The sequence below is a fragment of the Rhizobium terrae genome (genome assembly GCF_003425685.1).
Taxonomy (GTDB): Bacteria; Pseudomonadota; Alphaproteobacteria; order Rhizobiales; family Rhizobiaceae; genus Neorhizobium; species Neorhizobium terrae.
Genome location: NZ_QJKM01000004.1, coordinates 269,550 through 293,107, shown reverse-complemented (window position 1 = coordinate 293,107; position 23,558 = coordinate 269,550). Strand labels below are relative to the sequence as shown.

The following is a 23,558-nucleotide window of genomic DNA, read 5'->3' as shown; positions in this document are numbered from 1 at the left end:
AAAGGCCGCCTTTTTGTTTTTTCCATAGTTTAGCCCTGATTTCCGGGATTTTTGATTCCGATTTGGTTGCTTTTTGGCGGCAGTTGGAAAAATCTCCTCTCGCGCCAATCCGGCGTAAGACTAACGAGCAGGACGGACACTCATGAAGAAACTTGTCTTGGCAGCGATGCTGGGGCTGATGGCGACGGGCGCTTCCGCAGAAGCTTTCTCGCTGCCGAAACTCTTCCAGGGAAATCAGGCAGCTGCACCGCAATCCTCGGCCGAACGGCCGGTGATCCTGGCGCAGAGCAATGATGCCGTTCGTATCCAGCAGCTCCAGGAAGAGGTCCGGCAGTTGAACGGCCGGATCGAGGAAATGAGTTATCAGCTGCTCCAGATGCAGGAGCAGATGCGCAAAACGCAGGAAGACAACGAATTCCGTTTCCAGGACCTGGAAAAGAAGAAGAGAAGCGAAGTGGACGACACGGCCGGGAAACCGGCCGTGGCGGCCAACCGCCCACCTTCCTCGCAGCCCTCCGCGCCAGCCCAGCCGCCGGCGGATGATGTCGCGAGAATCATCGGATCCCCTGGCAATGCCGGCGCCGGTCAGCCGGGCGCGACGACCGCCCCGCCGCCGACCACGCTCGGTTCGATCGACCTCGACCAGAACGGCAATCCGCGCGGCGCGACCCGCAACCCGACGAACAATGCATCCGGCCTTCCCGGGGTCGATACCGGCCCGCAGGTCCCAGGCAGGACGGCAGCGCCTGCGCGGCCCGATCCGCAGCAGACAGCCTCCCTCGGCAATGAGAACGACGCCTACCAGTCGGCCTACAATCATGTTCTCGCCGGCGACTATTCGCTGGCCGAAAAGGAATTCAACGGCTACATGGCGGCCTATCCGAAAGGCGCCAAGATTGCCGACGCGAGCTTCTGGCTCGGTGAGGCGCAGTATTCGCAGGGCAAATACAACGAGGCGGCCAAGACTTTCCTCAACGCCCACCAGACCTATTCGAAATCGCCCAAAGCGCCGGAAATGCTCCTGAAGCTCGGCATGTCGCTCGCCGCCCTTGACAATACGGAGACGGCATGCGCGACGCTCAGGGAAGTGACCAAGCGCTATCCGACGGCCCCCAAGGCGGTGCTTGCCAAGGTGGGCAGCGAGCAGAAGCGCCTGGCCTGCTGACGGCAGTGGCCGGTTCACCGTGACCGTCGGCGCTCCCGTCCTTTCGCCCGAACACGCGGTGCAGCGGCTCATCGAAAGGATCGAGGCGCCGGCGCGGCTGCTGGTGGCGGTCTCCGGCGGCAGCGATTCCACCGGGCTGCTCGTGGCGCTTGCAACATTCAATCCACCGGGTGCAGGCCTCTCGCTTTTCGCGGCGACGATCGATCATGCGTTGAGACCGGAATCGGCAGATGAGGCCCGCGCCGTCGCGGCGCTGTGCGGGCGGCTCGGCATCCCGCATTTCATCCGCCGCTGGGATGGGGAAAAGCCGCGAACCGGAATTTCCGCCGCCGCCCGCGAGGCACGTTATCGTCTGCTGACAGAGGTGGCCGACGAGATCGACGCGACCGCCATCCTGACGGGACATACCTGCGACGACCAGGCGGAGACGGTCCTCATGCGTTCCGTCCGCCGCGACGGCGAAGACAATTTCGGCTTGGCCGGCATGGCGGAAGCGGTGCTGCTTGGCCGCAGGCGCTGGCTTCTGAGACCCTTTCTCCGGACGTTTCGCGCCGATATCCGGGCCTTCCTCGCAGGTCAAGGCGAGGGCTGGATCGACGACCCTAGCAATCTCGACCCCCACTACGAGCGGGTGCGGGTGCGCGGGCGCCTTTCGCCAGATCATCCTGCCGGCATGACGGTCTGGCTCGATGTGTCCGAGCGGCGCACGGTGCTTTCCGATGAGGCTGGCCGGCTGATCCGCCAACATGCGACGGTCCGCAACGGTGTTCTGGCTCATCTCGATCCGGCCGGATTATCGGGAGACGCGGTGGTGCGCCGCTATGCCCTGTCGTTTCTGGCGGCGGTGCTCGGGGGGCGGGCGCATGCGCTCGGCCGCGACAGCATGGACCGGGTCATGGCTTTCCTCGACGGTGGCCGGCCGGGGCGCATCACGGCGGGACGGGTGATCTTCGACCTGCGCCGCGAGGGGCTTTATCTGATGCGCGAGAACCGCGGCATGACGCCGCTGCACGTGACGGCCGGCGAGGCGGCGGTCTGGGACGGGCGCTACCGAATCGTCAATCGCGCGGTGGCCGAGATCGTCGTCGGCCCGACGGCGCCGGATCGGGAAGAGGCAAACGCCCTGTTCGCGGACGTTCTGCCGGCAATTGCGATGCGGGCGATGGCGGCGCTGCCCTGCATCGACGAGGCTGCTTTTTCGCCTCACATTGCCCCTCTCGCCGGAGAGAACAATTCAGGCTCCCTCCAGCCTGCCGGCTTGCCGGGGCCGGGCCACTCCTCTCAGCCCGCTCTCCGAGCTGAGCGTAAGGAGGGAGAGAGGGCGCGGCAGGGTTTTGCGTCAGGTGCCGTGCAGGGCGATAAAGCCCTTTTTCCTGGGGAGAGGTTGGGGAAAAGTTCTCTTGCAGGGACCGCTCGCGAGGCCCCGATCAGCGTCCAGCCGATGCTCGCGCCATTCGACCGCTTTTTGCCGCAGTTCGACCTTATTCTGGCAGCCGAGATTGCGGTTTTGGTCGGATGCGACGTTTTTCCCCCGCTGCCAGTTAAGGATTCCACGCGGAAAAGGTAGGCGCAGGTTCCGGTTCGCCTTGGCAAGCCCTTGCCGCAACCCTATGTTATGCGGCAAGCAAGACGGTCGCCGTCAGAAGCTGATCGTCACAGTCCGGGGAGTTCAATGAACCCAAATTTTCGTAATATCGCCCTCTGGGTCATCATAGCCCTCCTGCTGGTCGCATTGTTCAGCATGTTCCAGACGGCGCCGACGCAGACCAGCTCGCGTGAGATTCCCTATTCGCAGTTCCTGCGAGACGTGGATTCGGGGCGGGTTCGGGATGTCGTCGTCACGGGCAATCGCGTGCTCGGCACCTATACCGAGAACGGCGCGGGCTTTCAGACCTATTCGCCCGTCATCGACGACACTCTGATGGAGAAGCTGCAGGCGAAGAACGTCACCATCGTGGCCCGTCCGGAAACGGACGGGTCTTCCGGTTTTCTGAGCTATCTCGGTACGCTTCTGCCGATGCTGCTCATCCTCGGCGTCTGGCTGTTCTTCATGCGGCAGATGCAGGGCGGCTCGCGCGGCGCGATGGGATTCGGCAAGTCGAAGGCGAAACTGCTCACCGAGGCGCATGGACGCGTGACCTTTGAAGACGTCGCCGGTGTCGACGAGGCCAAGCAGGATCTCGAAGAAATCGTCGAATTCCTGCGCGACCCGCAGAAGTTCCAGCGGCTCGGCGGCCGCATTCCGCGCGGCGTGCTGCTCGTCGGCCCGCCCGGTACCGGCAAGACGCTGCTGGCGCGCGCCATTGCCGGCGAAGCCAATGTGCCCTTCTTCACGATTTCCGGCTCGGACTTCGTCGAGATGTTCGTCGGCGTTGGTGCAAGCCGCGTCCGCGACATGTTCGAGCAGGCGAAGAAGAACGCGCCCTGCATCATCTTCATCGACGAAATCGACGCGGTCGGCCGCCATCGCGGCGCCGGTCTGGGCGGCGGTAACGACGAGCGCGAACAGACGCTCAACCAGCTTCTCGTCGAGATGGACGGCTTCGAAGCGAACGAGGGCATCATCCTGATCGCCGCGACCAACCGTCCGGATGTTCTCGACCCGGCACTGCTGCGTCCCGGCCGTTTCGATCGTCAGGTCGTCGTGCCGAACCCGGACATCGTCGGCCGCGAGCGCATTCTGAAGGTCCATGCCCGCAACGTGCCGCTGGCGCCGAATGTCGACCTCAAGGTTCTTGCCCGCGGTACGCCCGGTTTCTCCGGTGCCGACCTGATGAACCTCGTCAACGAAGCCGCCCTGATGGCCGCGCGCCGCAACAAGCGCCTGGTCACCATGCAGGAATTCGAAGACGCCAAGGACAAGATCATGATGGGCGCGGAACGCCGCTCGTCCGCCATGACCGAGGCCGAGAAGAAGCTGACTGCCTATCACGAGGCCGGGCATGCGATCACCGCGCTCAAGGTCGCCGTCGCCGATCCGCTGCACAAGGCGACGATCATTCCGCGCGGGCGTGCGCTCGGCATGGTCATGCAGTTGCCGGAAGGCGACCGCTACTCGATGAGCTACAAGTGGATGGTTTCGCGCCTCGTCATCATGATGGGCGGCCGCATCGCGGAAGAGCTCACCTTCGGCAAGGAGAACATCACGTCGGGTGCGTCCTCGGACATCGAGCAGGCCACCAAGCTTGCTCGCGCCATGGTAACTCAATGGGGCTTTTCCGACGAACTGGGTCAGGTCGCTTATGGTGAAAACCAGCAGGAGGTCTTCCTCGGCCATTCCGTTTCGCAGTCGAAGAACGTCTCCGAGGCTACGGCTCAGAAGATCGACAACGAAGTGCGCCGGCTGATCGACGAGGCCTATACCGAAGCCCGCAAGATCCTGACGGAGAACCACGACGAATTCGTCGCAATCGCCGAAGGCCTGCTCGAATACGAGACGCTGACAGGCGACGAGATCAAGGCGCTGATCAAGGGCCAAAAGCCGTCGCGCGATCTCGGCGACGATGCGCCGCCGGCCCGCGGTTCGGCTGTGCCTTCCGCCGGTTCCAAGAAGGACGAAACGAAGGGCGGAGAGCCGGAGGGCGGGCTGGAACCCCAGCCGCACTGAGCCGCGTTTCTCTCAAGTTGGAAAACCGCCGTGGCGCAATCCGCGGCGGTTTTTGTTTGAAAGAAGGTGAGCCTGCTTTCCGACCAGCGGGTGCTGGTAACGGGATATAAGCGATTTTGACGCTAATTTATGTGCTTGCGCCCGAGAATTATGGCATGAGCCAGACTTCCGGTTCGCTTGGAGCGCCGTGTATCCATTCGGACGCACAAAAGTCGCTCCAACATTTGAGTCTGCGCGTCGTGCTTTGCGAAAATCGATCTCGATTTTCAGGCCGATGACGTAGCCGTCCAAGACAGCGCAGGTCCAACCCCTGCGAAGACCGCGCCATGCAGGGCGCGATGACGAAGGAGCTTATATGACACGCCGCTATTTTGGCACCGATGGCATCCGTGGGCAGTCCAACATTTTCCCGATGACGCCGGATCTGGCGATGCGCGTCGGTATTGCGGTCGGTACGATTTTCCGCAACGGCAATCATCGCCACCGCGTCGTGATCGGCAAGGATACCCGCCTCTCCGGTTATATGCTGGAAAACGCCATGGTGGCCGGGTTCACCGCCGCGGGTCTCGACGTCTTCCTGCTCGGCCCGATCCCGACGCCGGCGGTTGCCATGCTCACCCGCTCGCTGCGCGCCGATGTGGGCGTGATGATCTCCGCCTCGCATAACCCTTACGAGGATAACGGCATCAAGCTGTTCGGCCCGGACGGCTACAAGCTTTCCGACGAACTGGAGATGCGCATCGAGGATCTGCTGGATAGCGACCTGCACGCGCAGCTTGCCAAATCCGCCGATATCGGCCGCGCCAAGCGCGTCGAGGGCGATATCTACCGCTATATCGAGCATGCCAAGCGCACGCTGCCGCGCGACGTCACCCTGCATGGCCTGCGCGTCGCGATCGACTGCGCCAATGGCGCCGCCTACAAGGTGGCTCCGCTGGCCCTCTGGGAACTCGGCGCAGAAGTGGTGACGATCGGCAACGATCCGAACGGCACGAACATCAATCTCGATTGCGGATCGACCAGTCCTGCCAACCTGCAGAAGAAGGTGCATGAGGTGCGTGCCGATATCGGCATCGCGCTCGATGGCGATGCTGACCGGGTGATCATCGTCGACGAGCGCGGCGAGATCGTCGACGGCGATCAGCTGATGGCGGTGATCGCCGAAAGCTGGGCCGAGGACCAGAAGCTCAGGGGCGGCGGCATCGTTGCGACCGTCATGTCGAACCTCGGCCTCGAACGCTTTCTCAACGGCAAGCGGCTCGACCTGCATCGCACCAAGGTCGGCGACCGGTATGTCGTCGAGCACATGCGCAACCACGACTTCAACGTCGGCGGCGAGCAGTCCGGCCATATCGTACTCTCCGATTTCGGCACGACCGGCGACGGGCTCGTGGCCGGCCTTCAGATCCTGGCGCGCGTCAAACGTCTCGGCCGGCCGGTCAGCGAGGTGTGCCGCCGCTTCGAGCCTGTGCCGCAGCTTCTGAAGAACGTCCGTTTTTCGGGCGGCAAGCCGCTCGAAGACATCATCGTGCGGCAGGCGATCGAAGACGCCGAAGCCGAACTTGCCTCCCGGGGCCGCCTCGTCATCCGTCCGTCCGGTACCGAGCCGCTGATTCGCGTCATGGCGGAAGGGGACGACCGGGCTCAGATCGAGCGTATCGTCGACGGACTGGTCGGCGCCATCGCCAACGTCCGCACCGCGGCTTGAACTCTGCTGTGAGCCGACGGAGAAATTCGGGCTGGCAGCCATGCCGGCCTTTTCGTTTGGATCACGCCCCGCCCATCAGCGAAAAATAGACGTAGGCCGCCACGAAGAAGGCCGCGACCGCGAGGGCGACCAGCAGGCGCTTGACCCAGGGTGGGGTCTGCCGCGGCGGTTTCGGCTTGGGTGGGCGCTTGAATTTGATGACGTTGTCGGACATGCAGTCTCCTTTAAGCTTCATCGAAGCATTTGCCAATGGAACCTGCGAGCGGCCGGGGTTTATCTCCACGCCAAACAACATTCGGCATGCCGTCAAGGCTGAATTAGGGAAAACGTGCGGTAAACAATCATGGTTAAGCGGCGCTTAACCTTTCTCGATCATCATCCTTCGCGGATCAACCCGTTGGCTGCGCCTTTGCCTGCCATACGCGATACGAGCTTGGAGATGAAGCCATGAAAAAGTTCCTGGCCAGCGTATTTGCACTGTCGTTGACAGTGAGCGCCGCCAATTCCGCCGATCTTTACCAGCCGCAGCCGGAGCCCATCCAGGACGCGCCGGAAGTGACGGTACAGGAGGCGAGCGGCTGGTATCTGCGCGGTGATGTCGGTTACTCCTTCAACAAGATTCGCGGCGCGGAATATTTCCAGGGCTCCAACGGCGTCGTCACCGATTTCCAGAACACCTCGCTGAAGGACAGTTTCCTGCTCGGCGCCGGTGTCGGTTACCAGGTCAACAACTATCTGCGCACCGACCTGACCTTCGATTACCTGGGCTCGTCCGACTTCCGCGGCGGGACCAGCGGTTTCTGCGGCACGCCGGCACTGCCCTGCTCCTCGACCGACAAGTCCTACATGCATGCCTATTCTCTGATGGCGAACGTTTACGTGGACCTCGGCACTTACGGCTACTTCACGCCTTATGTCGGTGGCGGTATCGGCGGCACCTACGTCAAGTGGGGCAAGCTGCGCAACACGATCTGCGACGATCCCTATACGCCCGGCTGCTACACGACCGAGCACGGCGGCGAGAAGAGCTGGCGCTTCACCTACGCCCTCATGGCAGGCGCTTCGATCGACATCACCTGCAACCTCAAGGCCGATGTCGGATATCGTTACCGTCACATCATGGGCGGCGACATGTTCGGCTACAATCTCGGCGGCGGCCCGGGCAGCGACAAAGGCTTCGATAGTCACGAAGCACGCGTCGGCGCGCGCTACACGTTCGGCGGCTGCGACACGCCGCCGGCCTATGAACCACCGCCGCAGCCGATCGTCTACAAGTAAGCCTAGTGCCATACTTCTGGAAAAGCCGCCTCCGGGCGGCTTTTTTGCATTTCGGCCGCTGTGCGATCTGATGGCGATTAACGATAGATCAGCTTTCGGATTCAAACTACGCGCCAAAATTGCTATCGGTATTCTTGCGACAATCCGACAGGACTTGCTGATGGTGCCCGTATTCAATATCGCCGTTTTCGACCAACTCGACAGCGTTTCGCGGGATTGGCCGAGGGGCGCAACGAGCGAGCACGGCGCGCGCTATCATCCTTTCCAGAGCGTCATCTTCCTCAAGGTCTGGACCGACAGCTTCGGGCGATCCGGGCGGCGCAGCCTGCATTTCGTGGAGGTGCGCGATGGAGGTGGCCGCCCCGTCTTCTTCGTCCCGCTCTGCATCACGATGCGCAATGGTGCGAAGGTACTGGAATTCATCGACGCCAATGCGGCCGACTACAATGCGCCGATCCTGTTTCCCACGACAATTGTCTGGTCGCGGACGCTGGTCGAGCGGCTTTGGCTGGCGATCGTCTCGAAGCTGCCGTCCTTCGACGTGCTCGTGTTTTCCAAGATGCCGTCCGACATAGACGGGCTTGCCAACCCCCTGAGCCTGATCGCCGACCGGGCGAACGATATTTCCTGCCATGCCAACGACCTGCGTCGCCCCTGGCCCGAGATCGAGGCCGGAGTCCCGCAGCGCAAGACGCTGTTCCGCAAGATCCGCAATCTGGAGAAGGTGGCGCCGCTCGAATTCCGGATCGCGACCGAAGAACACGAGCGGCGTGAGGCGACAGATGCCTTCCTTCGCCAGAAACAGTGGCGGTTCGAACAGACGCGCGTTCCGGGCTTCGATGTCGACGTGGACAAGCGCGACTTCTTCCATGAGGGCACGCACGTCTTCGCCCGGGAGGGCATGCTGAAACTCTTCTACCTGACGTCCGGCGAGGAGATCATCGCGACCATGTGGGGGCTGATGGCGGGCAGGCGCTATTATGCGATCATGCTCTCCTTCGAGGCCGGCAAATGGGCGAAGTTCTCCCCCGGCGGCGTGCTCTACTACCGCACGCTCCGCTGGCTGCATGAACATCAGTTCGAATGGCTGGATCTCGGCATCGGCGACGAGCCGTGGAAGCTCGAAAGCTGCGAAACCACCTTCCGGCTGACTGCAAAACAGCTGCCGGTGACGTTGCAGGGCAGGGTGTTTCTGGCGCGCCAGCGTCTGGCGGGGGCGATTCGCTCCACAGCGCTCTGGCAGGCTGTCAGGCCCCTGAAATGGATCATCCTTCGGCGCCTGAAGCAGATGACCATGACCTTGACGGGGTATGGCGCGGTTACGGACCTGCTCCTTCCGATGGCGGTTGCCTTTTAGCCGGCAAGGGAGTTTCGACGGGCCTGCGGCAGAAATTTATCCGGCAGCGACATCGGCCGCTTGACTGTGAAGGCGGAGAAGCATATTCACGGCGGCGGGACACTCCTCCCCAACGAGGAGCCATCTATCTGGAAGGGTAGCCATATGGCCGATGCCGCAAAGCCGGACGTACGTCCGAACAACACCCATTTTTCTTCTGGCCCTTGCTCGAAGCGCCCCGGTTGGACGCTCGAAGCGCTCTCCGATGCTCCGCTCGGTCGTTCGCACCGCGCCAAGATCGGCAAGGCGAAGCTCAAGCAGGCCATCGACCTTACCCGCGAAATTCTGAACGTGCCGGCGGATTACCGCATCGGCATCGTGCCGGCCTCCGATACCGGCGCGGTTGAAATGGCGCTCTGGTCGCTGCTCGGCGAGCGCGGCGTCGACATGCTTTCCTGGGAAAGCTTCGGGGCCGGCTGGGTCACGGACGTCGTCAAGCAGCTGAAACTCAAGGACGTGCGCAAGATTGAAGCCGGCTACGGCCTGCTTCCGGATCTTTCCACGGTCGATTTCGACCGTGACGTGGTCTTCACCTGGAACGGCACGACCTCTGGCGTCCGCGTCCCGAATGCTGGCTTCATTCCGGACGACCGCAAGGGCCTGACGATCTGCGACGCCACGTCCGCGGCCTTCGCGCAGGACATGGATTTTTCGAAACTCGACGTCGTTACCTTCTCCTGGCAGAAGGTTCTGGGCGGAGAGGGCGGCCACGGCATGCTGATCCTTTCGCCCCGCGCCGTCGAACGCCTGCAGACCTATGTCCCGGCCTGGCCGCTGCCGAAGATCTTCCGCCTCACGTCCGGCGGCAAGCTGATCGAAGGCATCTTCGTCGGTGAGACGATCAATACGCCGTCGATGCTCTGCGTCGAAGACTATATCGATGCGCTCAATTGGGCAAAGCAGATCGGCGGCCTCAACGCGCTGATCGCACGCGCCGATGCCAATGCCAAGGTGATCTTCGATTTTGTCGAGACCAATGACTGGATCGCCAATCTTGCCGTCGATCCGGCGACACGTTCCAACACTTCCGTCTGCCTGAAGATCGCCGACGCCGAGGTTGCAGCACTTGCCGCGGATCAGCAGGAAGCCTTCGCTAAAGGCATGGTGTCCATCCTCGAAAAGGAAGGCGTGGCACTCGATATCGGCGCTTACCGTGATGCCCCATCCGGGCTGCGTATCTGGGCCGGCGCCACGATCGACGAAGCCGACATGAAGGCTCTGATGCCCTGGCTGACTTACGCCTTCAACACCCAGAAGGCCGCGCTCACCAAGGCCGCCGCGTAAGACATCGCATACCGGCTCCGCTCTGGCGGAGCCTATTCCCTCATTCAGGACAGAACCCTTTCATAGAATCCCCTCAAGGAGCCCGTGACCCATGGCACCTCGCGTTCTCGTATCCGACGAACTCTCGGAAACCGCCGTCCAGATCTTTCGCGATCGCGGCGTTGAAGTCGATTTCCAGCCGAAACTCGGCAAGGACAAGGAAAAGCTCGCCGAGATCATCGGCAATTACGACGGTCTTGCCATCCGTTCCGCCACCAAGGCGACGGAAAAGCTGATCGCCGCCGCCACCAATCTCAAGGTCATCGGCCGCGCCGGCATCGGCGTCGACAACGTCGATATTCCGGCCGCGTCGCGCCGCGGTATCATCGTCATGAACACGCCGTTCGGCAACTCGATCACCACCGCCGAGCATGCCATCGCACTGATGTTCGCGGTTGCCCGCCAGCTTCCGGCCGCCGACTCGTCGACCCAGGCCGGAAAATGGGAAAAGTCGAAGTTCATGGGTGTCGAGATTACCGGCAAGACGCTCGGCGTCATCGGCGCCGGCAATATCGGCTCGATCGTCTGCAAGAAGGCGATCGGCCTCGGCATGCATGTCGTCGCCTACGACCCGTTCCTCTCAGCCGAACGCGCTCAGGAAATGGGCGTCGAGAAGGTCGAGCTTGACGACTTGCTCGCCCGCGCCGACTTTATCACCCTGCATGTGCCGATGACCGACAAGACGCGCGGCATCCTGAACAAGGAAGCCCTGGCGAAAACCAAGAAGGGTGTTCGTATCATCAACTGCGCCCGCGGCGGTCTGGTCGATGAGGCGGCGCTGGCCGAAGCCATCAAGTCCGGCCATGTCGCGGGCGCCGGCTTCGACGTGTTCGAGGTGGAGCCCGCGACCGAAAGCCCACTCTTCGGCCTCGAAAACGTCGTCTGCACTCCGCATCTTGGCGCATCCACCACGGAAGCCCAGGAGAACGTCGCCCTGCAAGTCGCCGAGCAGATGTCGGACTATCTGGTGAAGGGCGCGGTCTCCAACGCCATCAACATGCCGTCGATCACGGCGGAAGAAGCGCCGATCCTGAAGCCGTTCATCCGTCTGGCAGATGTGCTCGGCGCCTTCGTCGGCCAGGTCACCGAGGATGCGATCAAGGAAATCGAGATCCTTTATGACGGCGCGACCGCGACGATGAACACCAAGGCCCTGACGAGCGCGCTGCTCGCCGGCCTCATCCGCAGCCAGGTTTCCGACGTCAACATGGTTTCGGCGCCGATCATGATCAAAGAGAAGGGCATCATCCTTTCCGAGGCCAAGCGCGACAAATCGGGTGTGTTCGACGGCTATATCAAGCTCACCGTCACCACCGACACGATGACCCGCTCGGTCGCCGGCACGGTGTTCTCCGACGGCAAGCCGCGCTTCATCCAGATCAAGGGCATCAACCTCGACGCGGATGTCGGCGCCAACATGGTCTACATCGCCAATACCGACGTGCCGGGCATGATCGGCTTCATCGGCACGACGCTCGGCAATGCCGGCGTCAACATCGCCAACTTCCACCTCGGCCGCGACAAGGAAGGCGGCGACGCCATTGCGCTCCTCTATGTGGACGGCCCGGTTCCGGCGGACGTGCTTGTAAAGCTTACGGCCAACCCGGCGATCCGCCAGGCCAAGCCGCTGGCGTTCAACGTGGATTGAGATCAGGAAAATCTGCTCGCGTCCGTCACGGTCGCGAGAGGGTCGGAACAGGAAAAGGGCCTCCGGCGAAACCCGCCGGAGGCCCTTTTCGTTTATCCCTCCGGTGCCTCCATGTCGGAAAGTTCGATACCATGGGTGTCGAACCACCATTCCGGGCTCATGCCGGGATGTCTTTCGCGCAGGCGCAGATACCTGGCCCGAAGTCGCTCCTGTCGCGCGATTTCCTCCGTGAAGAAGGGATGGTCGACCGCGCCACCCATCCGATGCAGGCTGCGAAGCAGTTTGCGCAGGACATAGCCCTGCTCCTTGTTGCCCGGCCGGTAACCGCTTTCGATGATCTTCGTAATCGCGCTGCGCAACGTTTCCTGCACATCTTCCGGCGGCCTGCCGTTAATGAGCATGTCGAGGCGATCGGCGCCGAAGCCGACGTCGATGCAGGTTCCGAGCGGATTGACGATGTTTCCGATCTCCACGCCGTCTTTGTAGAACTCGGTGCAATATCCACGGATGTTGCCGTCGCTCCATGTGCATTCCGGATCCGGGACGACGGGAACGCGACCGCGGTAAAGCGGTGTCCATTCGGCCAGACGATCGGGATGGATGGTGACGTGATCCGGTTTGAGCCCCAGTGTTGCCAGGAATTCGAACCAGAAGTCGATGGCGTTGCCAACACTCATCTCCCTGAAGGAAAAGAGGCCGAGCATGGTGAAGTGGAGGAAGTGGGTACCGTCTCCGATTTCTTCGAGGTCGCCCAGGCGCAGGCAGGTCTGGCTGTTCGCGACGGTTCCCTTGCAGGATGGATCGGAGAAGTGGGGTTTGTACTGCTGCATGCCCGCACCGCAGAAAAGCGTGGTGGTGTCATACGGCCTTACGGATTCAATGCGTGTAAAGTTTATGCCTTTTGACAGGCAGAAGTCTCGGTAGTGCTGGATCAGGCGTCCAGCAGTGACATAGGCAACCTCCTTTGCTGTTCGTGCCTCCCCTAAAAATAATCGCATCCCGCCCGGCGGGCAACGCGCTCCAGCAAATATATCCCGGGTCATAACGGCCGCCGCGCGCGCATGTCGCAGAGCTGTGATGTAAAAACATTATCTGTGGTTGTGTTTGCGGGGATTGGCTCCCGTTTCGAAGTTTATTATCTACTTCGGCGGGAAAAATGGACGGTGCCACTAAAATCGTGACCGGCCCGTCGCTATATAGATCGGGAATCCCGCACCGATGCGGGCAAGAGGAGAAAGAGATGTTATCCAACCTTCGGCGCTTCAAGCAGCTGTTCGCGGTCGTTGCGATCGGAATGGCGGTTTCCTTGTCCGCCGTGGATTTTGCGGAAGCCCGGCGTGCCGGCGGTGGCAGCAGCTTCGGCAGCCGCGGCACGCGCACCTATTCGGCTCCGCCGACAACCAATACCGCTCCCGCAGGTCCGACCGGCATCAACCGGTCGATGACGCCGAACACGCAGCAGAACGCAGCCAGCCCAACAACGGGCGCCGCGCAAGCCGCCCAGCAGCGCCGTCCCGGCATGTTCGGGGGTATGTTCGGCGGCCTTCTCGGCGGTCTCGCCCTCGGCGGTCTTTTCGGCATGCTGATGGGTACGGGCTTCGGCGGCATGGCCGGTTTCTTCGGTATGCTGCTGCAGATCGCCCTGATCGCCGGCCTCGCCATGCTGGCCTTCCGCTTCTTCGGTCGCCGGCAGCAGCAGCCCGCCGGTCCGGTCGGCAGCTACGGTCAGCAGCGCAATGCCCATGAACAGCCGCAGCACAGCCAGTCCGGCGGCTTCCAGATCCCTAAGATCGGCGGTTTCGGCGGTGGTGCTTCGGCAGGCTACAACGCCGCTCCGCGTCAGGCTGGCCCGGAGACGGACGAGATCGGCATTACCAACCGTGACCTCGATCATTTCGAGAAGCTGTTGACCGACGTGCAGAGCGCCTATGCGGCCGAGGACTATGCGAAGCTGCGCAATATCACCACGCCCGAAGCCATGTCCTATCTGGCCGAAGAACTCGGCGAGAACGCCACGAACGGCCTCAAGAACGAGGTGAAGGACGTGAAGCTGCTGCAGGGGGACCTTGCTGAAGCCTGGCGCGAAAACGGCCAGGATTATGCGACGGTGGCGATGCGTTACTCGAGTGTCGATTACATGAAGGACCGCAACACCGGGGCCGTGGCTGAGGGCGATCCGAACGAGGTCACGGAAACCGTGGAAATCTGGACCTTCGTCCGCAAGCCGGCCAATGACTGGAAGCTCTCGGCGATCCAGGCTGCGGCTTAACTTCCGAGCAGCGCGAGCGTCTTGTCATCGCGCTCACCGTTATAGAACTGTTCAAGGGCTCGCTCGAAAGGCGAGCCCTTTTTACTGACTGCTTCGAACAGCGTCATCGAGCTTTTGAATTTCATGTCGTCGGGCGAGCCGAGGATGGCGTGGGCCGAGAGGTCCGCATGGGAGAGCATCGCCTCCGTGCATTCGAGAAGTCGGGCGCCGAGCAGCGGATGGGCGAGATAGGCCGCGGCTTGCGCCTTCGAAGCGATCGCGAAACGCTGCGACATGATCGAAAAGCCGAGGCCGGCGACTTGGGGGAACACGTACCACATCCAGTGCGAGTGCTTCTTGCCGGCTTTGAGTTCGGCGATCACCCGGTCATAGACGGGGGCTTGCGCGTCGACGAAGCGCATCAGGTCGACTTCCATCCTCGTTTCCGTCCTCTGCCCTGTTGCCGCAAATCACCCCGCAGGCATGAAGCCTGTCAATCTTGAGGTTTTTGCGGCCGCATCTTTCGATGCTGCAATGCAGCTTGGCCGAGGCTTTGGAAAAGTCGCCGGCAGGTGAGGGAGGGGCGACCGGAGGAGAACGGACGATACGGAAAGGCGCCGGGCTTCGGTCTCGTTCGTCAGGCCGCGGCCTTCGCAAGTTCCCCGACAGAGCGCGAGGGGCCGTAGAGCGTGTAGGATTTCGGCAGGCCCAGGAACATCTCCTTGAAAAGATTGGCATTGGCCGGAGAATAACCGCGGAATTCCTTGAGCGTCAGGATCTGGATCTCGTTGAAATAGTCCTTGATGTGCTCTTCCGTCGGCTTGGAGAGGTAGCGCCAGGGCGAATAGCGAACCGCATGTTTTCCGACGCTGCGGGGCAGCCAGTGAAGGGCCGGGCAGAAGAAGTGCGGCTCGATCGGGAAAATGAAAGCCGGCGTCTGGATGAAATAATAGTTCGAAATGCGTTCCATCTCGCGGACCAGATTGGCGCGCAGATGGAGCGGCACGTGCTCGATGACCGAATTGCAGGTCGCGACGTCGAACGACTTGTCTTCGAACGGCAGGCGCTCGCCATCGTAGAGCACGACCTTGAACTGGCCCATCTCGCCGGTAAACGAACGGGCCTGGCCGTCGTCGCGGATATTGACGAGGGTCAGGTCCTTCGGGATGTTGACCGCATCCTGTTTTTCCCAGAAATGCCGGGAACCGCCGACGTCGCAGATCTTCAGCGAAGTGAAATTCGGCAAGACTTCGCGAAACAACGATCCGCGCTTGCGGCGGAAATATTCCGACGAGGCGTGAACCAGCTTGTCCCAGATATCGACGCTATGAGGTACTTGGGTATCTTGCATCGCCATCCTATCCCGCCTTTGGATCTCGATTTTCTTCTAATCGAAAAACGACGGGAATGTTTGGTTTTCGGCCACGATAGTAAATATTGGCTGCACCAGAGGCATAAATCCCTAATCATATCGGTGACGGCGGCAGTCGGTTTCCTTCCCGAATACGGCCTTATCCAGGCACTCCTTGCGCCGGCCTCAAATCCTTTCTATATCCGGCAGCAGCAGTCTCCGACGGCCGAACCCGCCGCAGGCCTTTAAATTCGCCCTCCCGGGCTGGGACAGGCGGCTTGAGATACCGAGAGAGTTACTCGTGAATACGCTGGATTTTGACAAGAGGCCGGAAGACACGCGCGTTGTCGTTGCCATGTCGGGGGGAGTGGATTCCTCCGTCGTCGCCGGCCTGCTCAAACGCCAGGGCTATGACGTGCTCGGCATCACGCTGCAGCTCTATGATCATGGTGCGGCCGTGCACCGGGCCGGCTCCTGCTGTGCCGGCCAGGATATCGATGACGCACGGCGGGTCTCCGAAACGCTCGGCATTCCGCATTACGTGCTCGATTACGAGAAGCGTTTCCGCGAGACCGTGATCAATCCGTTCGCCGAAGCCTATGCGATGGGCGAAACACCGATCCCGTGCGTCGCCTGCAACCAGACCGTCAAGTTCGCCGATCTTCTGGCGACGGCGAAGGAACTCGGCGCCGACGCACTGGCGACCGGCCACTACATCCGCTCGGCCGCCAATCCCTCGCCGGACAACCCGAACCGCCGCGCGCTGTTTCGGCCGACCGACAGCGATCGCGACCAGAGCTGGTTCCTGTTCGCGACCACGCAGGAGCAGATCGATTACCTGCGTTTTCCGCTCGGCGGCATGTCGAAGGCGCAGGTGCGAGAGCTGGCCGAAGAGATGGGCCTCGTCGTCGCCAAGAAGGCGGACAGCCAGGACATCTGTTTCGTGCCGCAGGGCAGATATGCCGACATCATCAACAAGGTGAAGCCGAATGCGGCACTCGCCGGCGACATCGTGCACATGGACGGCCGGGTGCTCGGCCGCCACGAAGGCATCGTGCATTATACGATCGGCCAGCGGAAAGGTTTGGGCATTGCGACCGGCGAACCGCTCTATGTCGTCTATCTCGACGCCCGTTCGCGGCGGGTGATCGTCGGGCCACGGGAAGCGCTCGATACGCACCGCGTCTATCTGCGCGACGTCAACTGGATCGGCGACCGCTCGCTGGAACAGGACGCGAAGGATGGCTTTGCCTGTTTCGCCAAGGTGCGCTCGACGCGCCCGCCGACGCCCGCCACGCTGCATTGCGATGAGAAGGGGATCTATGTGGATCTCGCGATCGGCGAAGCGGGCGTTGCGCCCGGGCAGGCCTGCGTGCTCTACTCGGCGGAAGGTGCCGACGCGCGTGTCTATGGCGGCGGTTTCATAGAGCGCTCGGAACGGGCGCCGGCAGCGGAAGCCTCGCTGAAGGCGCTGCTTTCCGCACCTGTCGCGGCCTGAGGCAGGCATGTCCGGCGGCTTTAAAAAATGCCGCCGGATTTTTGGCCCGACCCTGCTTGACACTTTGGTGACGGGGGACTTATAAGCCGCACGACCGAAGCGGACCGGGCCTTCCGGAACACCGCAGACCCTGTGGCGGGGTAGCTCAGTTGGTGAGAGCGCAGGATTCATAACCCTGAGGTCGGCAGTTCAATTCTGCCTCCCGCTACCAGTCTCCTTCATCCTCTTATGATCTCTTCACAGCCGATGGCTGACCGCAGCAGTTCCTCGTCGCCGTTGGTTTTGGCCGACAGGAGGAAGCCGACCGGCATGTTCGCGTCGCCGGTGCCGCAGGGGATGGAGACGCCGCACCAGTCCAGGAAATTGCCGAAGCCGGTGTTGCGCAGCGTCCTGCCGTTCGTCGCGAAGAAGAGCTCGTCGTCCTTTTCGAGCGGGGCGATCGGCGGGGCGACATGGGCGACCGAAGGCATGGCGACGAAACGGTCGCCGATCAGGGCCTCGGTCTCGGCAATCATGCGGGCGCGGGCCTCCATGATCGCGATGTAGTCGGGCAAAGTGGTCTTCTCTCCCAGCCGCGTACGGGCGACCACGCGGTGATCCATGTCGGCAGCCTGCGGCCCGGCGAGCTTTTCCCGGTGCAGGGCAAAGGCCTCGGCGGTGACCATGGGCCCGTATTTCGCCATCAGCTGCGGCAGCTCGTCGAAACTCGGGAAGGTGAGGCGGGTGATCCTGGCGCCTGCCCTGGCGAGCCGTTCGATCGCGGCCTCGAAGGCCGCTACGACGCCGGGTTCGGCGCCGTCGAAAACGCCGTTGGCCGGTACGACGATATCGAGCGGCCGTACGGGTCGGCGGGCGATCTGCGGAGCCGCAAGGCCGCGCATCGCCGCATCCACCCAGACGGCGTCCTGAACCGAGCGGCAGAGCGGTCCGAGCGAATCGAGGCTGGTCGCCAGAGGGTAGACGCCGTCCATCCGGTAGCGGCCGCGGGTCGCCTTGTAGCCGACGATGCCATTCAGTCCGGCCGGAATGCGGATCGAGCCGCCGGTATCCGTTCCCATCGCGACAGGGACGAGGCCGGCGGCGACGGCCACCGCGGAGCCGGACGAAGAGCCCCCGGGGATGCGTGGTTGGTCCTTGCCGTGCGGATTGTGCGGCGTGCCGTAATGCGGGTTGATGCCGATGCCCGAAAAGGCGAATTCGCTCATGTTGGTGCGGCCGATCGCGATCATGCCGGCCTGTTTCAGGAGATCGACGATTGCCGCATCCTTCGCGGCGGGGTTTGCGGTTCTTAAAACCTTCGAGCCGGCGGTGGTCGGCAGGCCTTCGATATCGAAGAGGTCCTTCCAGGCGATGGGGATGCCGTCGAGCAGCCCGAGCGAGCGGCCTTCCCTGATCCGCTTCGAGGAGGCTTCAGCCTCGGCAAGCGCGCGCTCTTCGAGGAGCGAGATGAAGATCGCCTTGTCCGGATGGGCCTTGATGCCGGAAAGAACCGCCTGCGTGATGTCGACCGGATCTGCGGCTCCGGTCTGGATCACAGCGGAAAGTTCGGCGATCGACATCGCTCCGTAGGAATTCGTCACGGCACTCATTCTCCCATTCGTTACTGGCGGCTGACAGGTGTAGCGAATATTTTGATCGTGGGTAGACGGTTTGTTGCTTCTGCCAAACAGGAACTTCACCGGTTGGTGCCAAGTTTGATGAACCGATGTCAGTGGAAGCCGGGAAGGAGCATCCCATGAGAATAACCATCATCGTCGCCGGCCTTGCCGCGGCACTCGCCGGTTGTGCTGCCGATGGCAGTTCCGGTCCCGGCCGCCCCACGCCCGCCCTCGAGATCGGGCCGGGGATCGAACCCATTCCGGGCAGCATCACCTATCGGGGTCAACCGCGCACCCGGCTCACCAAGGCGCCGGTGGGCAGTATCGTGCCCCATGAATTCCGCAACGAGCTCGGCCAGCGCGTCGATGAGACCTACATCATTCAGCCGGACCGCAGCCTGAAACTCGTGAGCCGGCGGGTCTATCGCGATCCGTTCGGGATCGACGACTGATCAAGTCCGGTCTGCGTCGCCGGCGATCCACGCCCAGGCGCGCTCGGTGGCGACGGATTCGTCGGTGGTGATCTGGTCGGGTTTGAGAGCCATCAGGGCAGAAAAGTCGCGCGACTCGTCGGCGTCAAAACCCCGATCGGGGTTTGCGAGGTTAAAGGTCCATGCATCGACCAGCCTGCCGGCATCATGGCAGAGGCCGATCAGGTCAAGCCCTCCGACCGCTGCCTGGAGCACCAGTTCCCAGGCGAGATAGATCGTATCCGGCTCGGTTGGGCCGGATAGATCGGCCCGCAGATCGTCCTCCACGGCTTTCAGACCCTGATGGCGGTAGATTTCCACCAGCCTGTCGGTGGGATCGATGCCGCGCCTGACCTCCGGAAGCTGCTGCTTGACCGCGATGATGAGATCCAGGTCGTCGCCGCTGACGATGATCGAGGAGCTTGCGCCGGCAAAATATTCGGCGAGGTGCGCCATGCCTCGCGGACCGATGAGCGAGAGACTGTCCTTCATGTCGAATTGCAGGAGTGCATCGGGATGGGCGGTGCGGAGCATTGCGGCAAGGTCTTCGCTGAGGATCGGCGGGTGGCCACCTTGCAGAAGGCGTAGGTTGCGGATGTCCTGTGGCTGAGTGTTGCGGATGAGGCCATGCCCGGTCGTCTCGCCCTCCAGTTCCTCGTCGTGCAGCACCACGAAACCGCCGTCGCCTCGTACGCGCAGATCAAGTTCGGTCGAGGCGCCGAGCCTGAAGCCCTCCTCCATCACCTCGGCGGAAAACAGCGGATCATTGAAGCTGCGGCGCAGGCGGTGCCATTTCAACCGCGTCCTGTGACCGTGATGAATGATGTCGAGGCCTGAAAATTCCGATGTCATGGTACCGTCTATGGATGGCGATTCGATGCATTGAGCTTATGATGGCCGGAGGTATCTGCCATAGATCGATGACGGTCGTTTGGGCATGATGCCGCGCCTTTGCAAATGACCGGGAGCGAGGCAGATTGACGCGTGTCAAGGGAACAGCTTGCTGCCGGGCCGGGTTCGGCAGTATCGCGAACCACGAATTGCATTCCTGAACGAAAGGCAGACATCATGGCTTATGAAGCGAACTGGGCTCCGCTTTCGCCCTACAGCACCGGGGTGCGTGGCCGCTGCCCTCGTTGCGGCCAAGGCCATCTGTTCAAGGGGTTCCTGACCCTGCGTCCGAATTGCGAGGCCTGCGGCCTCGACTATTCCTTCGCCGATCCGGCCGACGGCCCGGCCTTCTTCGTCATCTGCTTTGCCTGCGTGCCGAGCGTGGCGCTGGCCGTGTGGATCGAGGTCATGTTCCAGCCGCCGTTCTGGGTACACCTCCTGATTTCGCTTCCCTTCCTGTTGGTGACCTGCATCCTGCCGCTCAGGCCGCTGAAGGGATGGCTGGTCGCAAGCCAGTATTTCTACAAGGCCGAGCAGGGCAAACTCGACAAAGGGGCTAGCAGCTCCGAGCGGGGAGAGAGCCGGAGCGGCTGAAATTCGGCGGACGCGCAAGGTTCCCGAAAAGCTCCCGATGAAACGTCTGCGGGCGGCTGTGGGCATGATAGCGCCGGGCGCTCGGCAGGTTTGCGGGAACATAGACGGTGCCGGGCAGTTGGAAGCTCAATTCCCCCGAAGCGACGACAAAGGAAGCTCCCATGCCCCAGTATCCGACACCGCCTTTTCCCGAACAACAGCAGCCGATGCCCGGTTTTACCGGCCGCATGGATCCGGTGCCGGATCATGGCGAATTCTCCTATCGCGGCTCCGGGCGGCTCGCCGGCAAAAAGGCCGTCATCACCGGCGGCGACAGCGGCATCGGCCGGGCGGTCGCAATCGCCTACGCCCGGGAAGGCGCCGATCTGCTGCTCTCCTATCTCGATGAGGATGAGGATGCCGAAGATACCCGGCGCCTCGTAGAAGAGGCTGGCCGCAAGGCGGTGCTGATGCCCGGCGCCATCAAGACGCCAGCCCATTGCCGCGCGATCATCGACCGGGCCAGGGACGAACTCGGCGGCATCGACATCCTGGTCAACAATGCCGCTCACCAGGCTACGTTTTCCTCGATCGAAGATATCAGCGACGAGGAATGGGAACTGACCTTCCGGGTCAACATCCATGCGATGTTCTACCTGACCAAGGCGGCCGTGCCGCACATGAAGCCCGGCAGCGCCATCATCAATACGGCCTCCATCAACTCCGACAATCCGAACCCCACCCTGCTTGCCTATGCGACCACCAAGGGTGCGATCCAGAACTTCACCGCCGGTCTTGCCCAGCTGCTGGCGGAGAAGGGAATCCGGGCCAATGCCGTGGCGCCCGGCCCGATCTGGACGCCGCTCATTCCCTCCACGATGCCGGAAGACAAAGTCAAGGAATTCGGCACGCAGGTTCCGATGAAACGCCCCGGCCAGCCCGCCGAGCTTGCCACCGCCTATGTCATGCTTGCCGACCCGCTTTCGAGCTACGTCTCCGGCACGACGATCGCGGTGACCGGAGGTAAGCCCATTCTTTGAGTTTTTTCTCCTCCACGCCCAAAGCGGCGGCGTGTGCGCACGCCGCCGTTCAGGAGGCTGCAAGCTCTTGTTCGTGTCCGCTCAGGCTCACGTCCGCCGGCCGATTTCCCGCGCCAGATCGTCGAAACAGAATTTCGTGCCCTGCTGATGGGCTTCGTTGGCCAGAAGGAGCACCCGCACGGGAAAGGCGACGGCCTTCTGGTGCGAACTCGAAATGGCGAGCTGCTTGTCGTCCGAAAGCACCCCTCGCTCGACCGCCTGCAGGGCATCCTGAATTTCTGAATGGGAAACGACGCCCTTATCCACGAGAAGCCTGTTGATGGCGGCGACAGCGAGATAGAGACCCTCGAGTTGGGGATTTGCGGTGTTCATGTCTCTGTCCTTTGCGTCGAAGACGGCACTGAGATTGCGGCATTCTCATCGATCAGCCGGGCACCCCGCTGGCGCGTCAGGTAACGCCAGATCCACTGGATGCTGACCAGCAGGCGCTTTTCGAAATTGACGAGCAGGTAGACATGGACAATCGCCCAGAGGAACCAGGCGAGGCGGCCTTTCAACGTCCATTTGCCGAAATCGAAGATCGCCGCGTTGCGGCCGATCACGGCGGTGTTGCCGCGGTTCCGGAACTGGAAGGGGCTGGCCACTCGGCCTTCGAGCAGCCCCTGTCGCAGCGCCTTGCCGAGATATTCGCCCTGCTGCTTGGCGACCTGCGCCAGTGCGGGGAGCGGCTTGCCGTCTTCGCCCAGCGCTGCCGACGTGTCGCCCACCGCATAAATGTCGGCAAAGCCGGTGACGGAGAGGTCCGCACCGACGGGAATGCGGCCGGCGGGCTTGCCTTCGATGCCAAGCCATGTGCCGGCGGGCGAGGCCTTGACGCCGGCGCCCCAGATGACGCATCCGGTTCGGATACGTAGCGAACCGGCGACGACCTCGCCGTTGGTGACGGATTGGACGGGCAGGTTGGTCATGACCTCGACGCCCGCCTTTTCGAGTGCCTTCAGCGCATATTGCGTCAGGTTGTCGGGAAAGGCGGCGAGGATCTTCGGCCCGGCCTCGATGAGGATGACCCGCATGTGGTCCGGTTCCAGCCGGCGGAAATCCCGGGTGATCATGAACCGGCCAAGCTCGGCAATGGCGCCGGCCATTTCGACGCCTGTCGGCCCACCGCCGATGATGACGCTGGTGAGCAGCGCCTTCTTTTCTTCCGGATCGTGGGAGAGCTCGGCCTTCTCGAAGGCGATGAGCAGGCGCTGGCGGATCAGCCGCGCTTCGTGGATGGTCTTGAGACCCGGTGCCCAGGCGCGCCAGTCGTCATGGCCGAAATAGTTGTATTCCGAGCCGGTGGCTATGACGAGGCGGTCATAAGCGACATCCGTGCCGCCGTCGAGTTTCACGGTTTTCGCCACGGCGTCCACGCCGATCACTTCCGCCAGCATCACGCGGATATTGCGGTAGCGCCCGAGCGTGCGGCGGATCGGTTCGGAAATGTCGGCTGGGGAAAGGGCCGCGGTTGCGACCTGATAGAGCAGCGGCTGGAAGAGATTGTGGTTCCTGCGGTCGATGACGGTGACGTCTATCGCGGTGTTGCCAAGTTCCCGGGCAGCCGCAAGGCCTGCGAAACCGGCGCCGACGATGACGACCCGCGACGACCTCGCCTGGCTTTCCGCACCGTCTCGCAAACTTGCTTCAGCCATTTGATCCCTGCCTTCCAGCCAATGATACCCTGCGAGACAACCTGCGTTCAACCACCGTTCAGAGCATTTG

Annotated in this window: 21 protein-coding genes and 1 tRNA gene; 14 read left to right on the top strand and 8 right to left on the bottom strand. The window is 62.4% G+C overall.

Annotated elements, in window-relative coordinates; all coding sequences use genetic code 11:
* Positions 1 to 142: 142 nt before the first annotated feature.
* The 4 genes from ybgF (at position 143) to glmM (ending at position 6,480) form a co-directional block, all read left to right on the top strand.
* Positions 143 to 1,165, top strand: a complete 1,023-nt coding sequence (ybgF, locus tag DMO26_RS09365) for a tol-pal system protein YbgF (protein WP_117191787.1) — start codon at positions 143 to 145, stop codon at positions 1,163 to 1,165.
* Positions 1,166 to 1,184: 19 nt separating this feature from the next.
* Positions 1,185 to 2,732, top strand: a complete 1,548-nt coding sequence (tilS, locus tag DMO26_RS09360) for a tRNA lysidine(34) synthetase TilS (RefSeq protein WP_162894781.1) — start codon at positions 1,185 to 1,187, stop codon at positions 2,730 to 2,732.
* A 105-nt stretch (positions 2,733 to 2,837) separates the two neighbouring features.
* On the top strand, positions 2,838 to 4,772 hold the full coding sequence (ftsH, locus tag DMO26_RS09355) for an ATP-dependent zinc metalloprotease FtsH (RefSeq protein ID WP_117191785.1): 1,935 nt from the start codon (positions 2,838 to 2,840) through the stop codon (positions 4,770 to 4,772).
* Between the two features lie 355 nt (positions 4,773 to 5,127).
* Positions 5,128 to 6,480: a phosphoglucosamine mutase gene (gene glmM / locus DMO26_RS09350; protein ID WP_117191784.1), complete on the top strand. Its 1,353-nt coding sequence runs from the start codon at positions 5,128 to 5,130 to the stop codon at positions 6,478 to 6,480.
* A gap of 61 nt (positions 6,481 to 6,541) precedes the next feature.
* Here the strand turns inward: glmM and DMO26_RS33620 are convergent, their stop codons facing one another.
* Positions 6,542 to 6,694 (bottom strand): hypothetical protein, encoded by a 153-nt coding sequence (locus tag DMO26_RS33620; protein WP_162894780.1) that lies wholly within the window; start codon positions 6,692 to 6,694, stop codon positions 6,542 to 6,544.
* A 233-nt stretch (positions 6,695 to 6,927) separates the two neighbouring features.
* Between DMO26_RS33620 and DMO26_RS09345 the strand changes: the two genes are divergently transcribed.
* The 4 genes from DMO26_RS09345 (at position 6,928) to serA (ending at position 12,125) form a co-directional block, all read left to right on the top strand.
* Positions 6,928 to 7,758 carry an outer membrane protein gene (locus DMO26_RS09345; RefSeq protein WP_117191783.1) on the top strand — a complete coding sequence of 277 codons (831 nt, stop codon included), beginning with the start codon at positions 6,928 to 6,930 and terminating at the stop codon, positions 7,756 to 7,758.
* 160 nt (positions 7,759 to 7,918) lie between these two features.
* Positions 7,919 to 9,115: a GNAT family N-acetyltransferase gene (locus DMO26_RS09340; protein WP_162894779.1), complete on the top strand. Its 1,197-nt coding sequence runs from the start codon at positions 7,919 to 7,921 to the stop codon at positions 9,113 to 9,115.
* Positions 9,116 to 9,259: 144 nt separating this feature from the next.
* Positions 9,260 to 10,438 (top strand): phosphoserine transaminase, encoded by a 1,179-nt coding sequence (locus DMO26_RS09335; protein ID WP_117191781.1) that lies wholly within the window; start codon positions 9,260 to 9,262, stop codon positions 10,436 to 10,438.
* Between the two features lie 91 nt (positions 10,439 to 10,529).
* Positions 10,530 to 12,125 (top strand): phosphoglycerate dehydrogenase, encoded by a 1,596-nt coding sequence (serA, locus tag DMO26_RS09330; RefSeq protein WP_117191780.1) that lies wholly within the window; start codon positions 10,530 to 10,532, stop codon positions 12,123 to 12,125.
* Positions 12,126 to 12,217: 92 nt separating this feature from the next.
* On the opposite strand, the gene DMO26_RS09325 is transcribed toward serA, so the two are convergent.
* Positions 12,218 to 13,123 carry an alanine--tRNA ligase-related protein gene (locus tag DMO26_RS09325; RefSeq protein WP_117191779.1) on the bottom strand — a complete coding sequence of 302 codons (906 nt, stop codon included), beginning with the start codon at positions 13,121 to 13,123 and terminating at the stop codon, positions 12,218 to 12,220.
* A gap of 242 nt (positions 13,124 to 13,365) precedes the next feature.
* Here DMO26_RS09325 and DMO26_RS09320 point away from each other — a divergent pair, with 242 nt between their 5' ends.
* On the top strand, positions 13,366 to 14,394 hold the full coding sequence (locus DMO26_RS09320; protein ID WP_117191778.1) for a Tim44 domain-containing protein: 1,029 nt from the start codon (positions 13,366 to 13,368) through the stop codon (positions 14,392 to 14,394).
* Here the strand turns inward: DMO26_RS09320 and DMO26_RS09315 are convergent.
* Positions 14,391 to 14,810, bottom strand: coding sequence for a DUF1810 domain-containing protein (locus tag DMO26_RS09315; protein WP_117191777.1), 420 nt, complete (start codon positions 14,808 to 14,810; stop codon positions 14,391 to 14,393). The two genes, DMO26_RS09320 and DMO26_RS09315, sit on opposite strands and share 4 nt — an antisense overlap.
* Positions 14,811 to 15,010: 200 nt before the next feature.
* Positions 15,011 to 15,724 (bottom strand): methyltransferase domain-containing protein, encoded by a 714-nt coding sequence (locus tag DMO26_RS09310; RefSeq protein ID WP_162894778.1) that lies wholly within the window; start codon positions 15,722 to 15,724, stop codon positions 15,011 to 15,013.
* A 301-nt stretch (positions 15,725 to 16,025) separates the two neighbouring features.
* On the opposite strand from DMO26_RS09310, the gene mnmA reads away from it, so the two are divergent.
* Positions 16,026 to 17,222 carry a tRNA 2-thiouridine(34) synthase MnmA gene (gene mnmA / locus DMO26_RS09300; protein WP_117191774.1) on the top strand — a complete coding sequence of 399 codons (1,197 nt, stop codon included), beginning with the start codon at positions 16,026 to 16,028 and terminating at the stop codon, positions 17,220 to 17,222.
* Between the two features lie 134 nt (positions 17,223 to 17,356).
* Positions 17,357 to 17,433 (top strand) — tRNA-Met (locus DMO26_RS09295).
* A gap of 7 nt (positions 17,434 to 17,440) precedes the next feature.
* Here DMO26_RS09295 and DMO26_RS09290 read toward each other — a convergent pair.
* Positions 17,441 to 18,802, bottom strand: coding sequence for an amidase (locus DMO26_RS09290; RefSeq protein ID WP_117191773.1), 1,362 nt, complete (start codon positions 18,800 to 18,802; stop codon positions 17,441 to 17,443).
* 155 nt (positions 18,803 to 18,957) lie between these two features.
* Between DMO26_RS09290 and DMO26_RS09285 the strand changes: the two genes are divergently transcribed.
* A complete protein-coding gene (locus DMO26_RS09285; RefSeq protein ID WP_117191772.1) occupies positions 18,958 to 19,272 on the top strand; it encodes a hypothetical protein in 315 nt (104 codons plus the stop codon).
* Here DMO26_RS09285 and DMO26_RS09280 read toward each other — a convergent pair whose 3' ends face one another.
* Positions 19,273 to 20,142, bottom strand: coding sequence for a glycerophosphodiester phosphodiesterase (locus DMO26_RS09280; protein ID WP_117191771.1), 870 nt, complete (start codon positions 20,140 to 20,142; stop codon positions 19,273 to 19,275).
* A 216-nt stretch (positions 20,143 to 20,358) separates the two neighbouring features.
* Between DMO26_RS09280 and DMO26_RS09275 the strand changes: the two genes are divergently transcribed.
* Together DMO26_RS09275 and DMO26_RS09270 are read left to right on the top strand one after the other, a co-directional pair.
* Entirely contained in the window at positions 20,359 to 20,775 is a 417-nt protein-coding gene (locus DMO26_RS09275; RefSeq protein ID WP_117191770.1) for a DUF983 domain-containing protein, read from the top strand.
* A 161-nt stretch (positions 20,776 to 20,936) separates the two neighbouring features.
* A complete protein-coding gene (locus DMO26_RS09270; RefSeq protein ID WP_117191769.1) occupies positions 20,937 to 21,794 on the top strand; it encodes an SDR family oxidoreductase in 858 nt (285 codons plus the stop codon).
* A gap of 87 nt (positions 21,795 to 21,881) precedes the next feature.
* On the opposite strand, the gene DMO26_RS09265 is transcribed toward DMO26_RS09270, so the two are convergent.
* Both DMO26_RS09265 and DMO26_RS09260 read right to left on the bottom strand, forming a co-directional pair.
* On the bottom strand, positions 21,882 to 22,166 hold the full coding sequence (locus DMO26_RS09265) for a hypothetical protein (protein ID WP_117191768.1): 285 nt from the start codon (positions 22,164 to 22,166) through the stop codon (positions 21,882 to 21,884).
* Entirely contained in the window at positions 22,163 to 23,488 is a 1,326-nt protein-coding gene (locus tag DMO26_RS09260; protein WP_117191767.1) for an NAD(P)/FAD-dependent oxidoreductase, read from the bottom strand. The genes DMO26_RS09265 and DMO26_RS09260 overlap by 4 nt, the downstream gene beginning before the upstream one ends.
* Positions 23,489 to 23,558 lie beyond the last annotated feature (70 nt).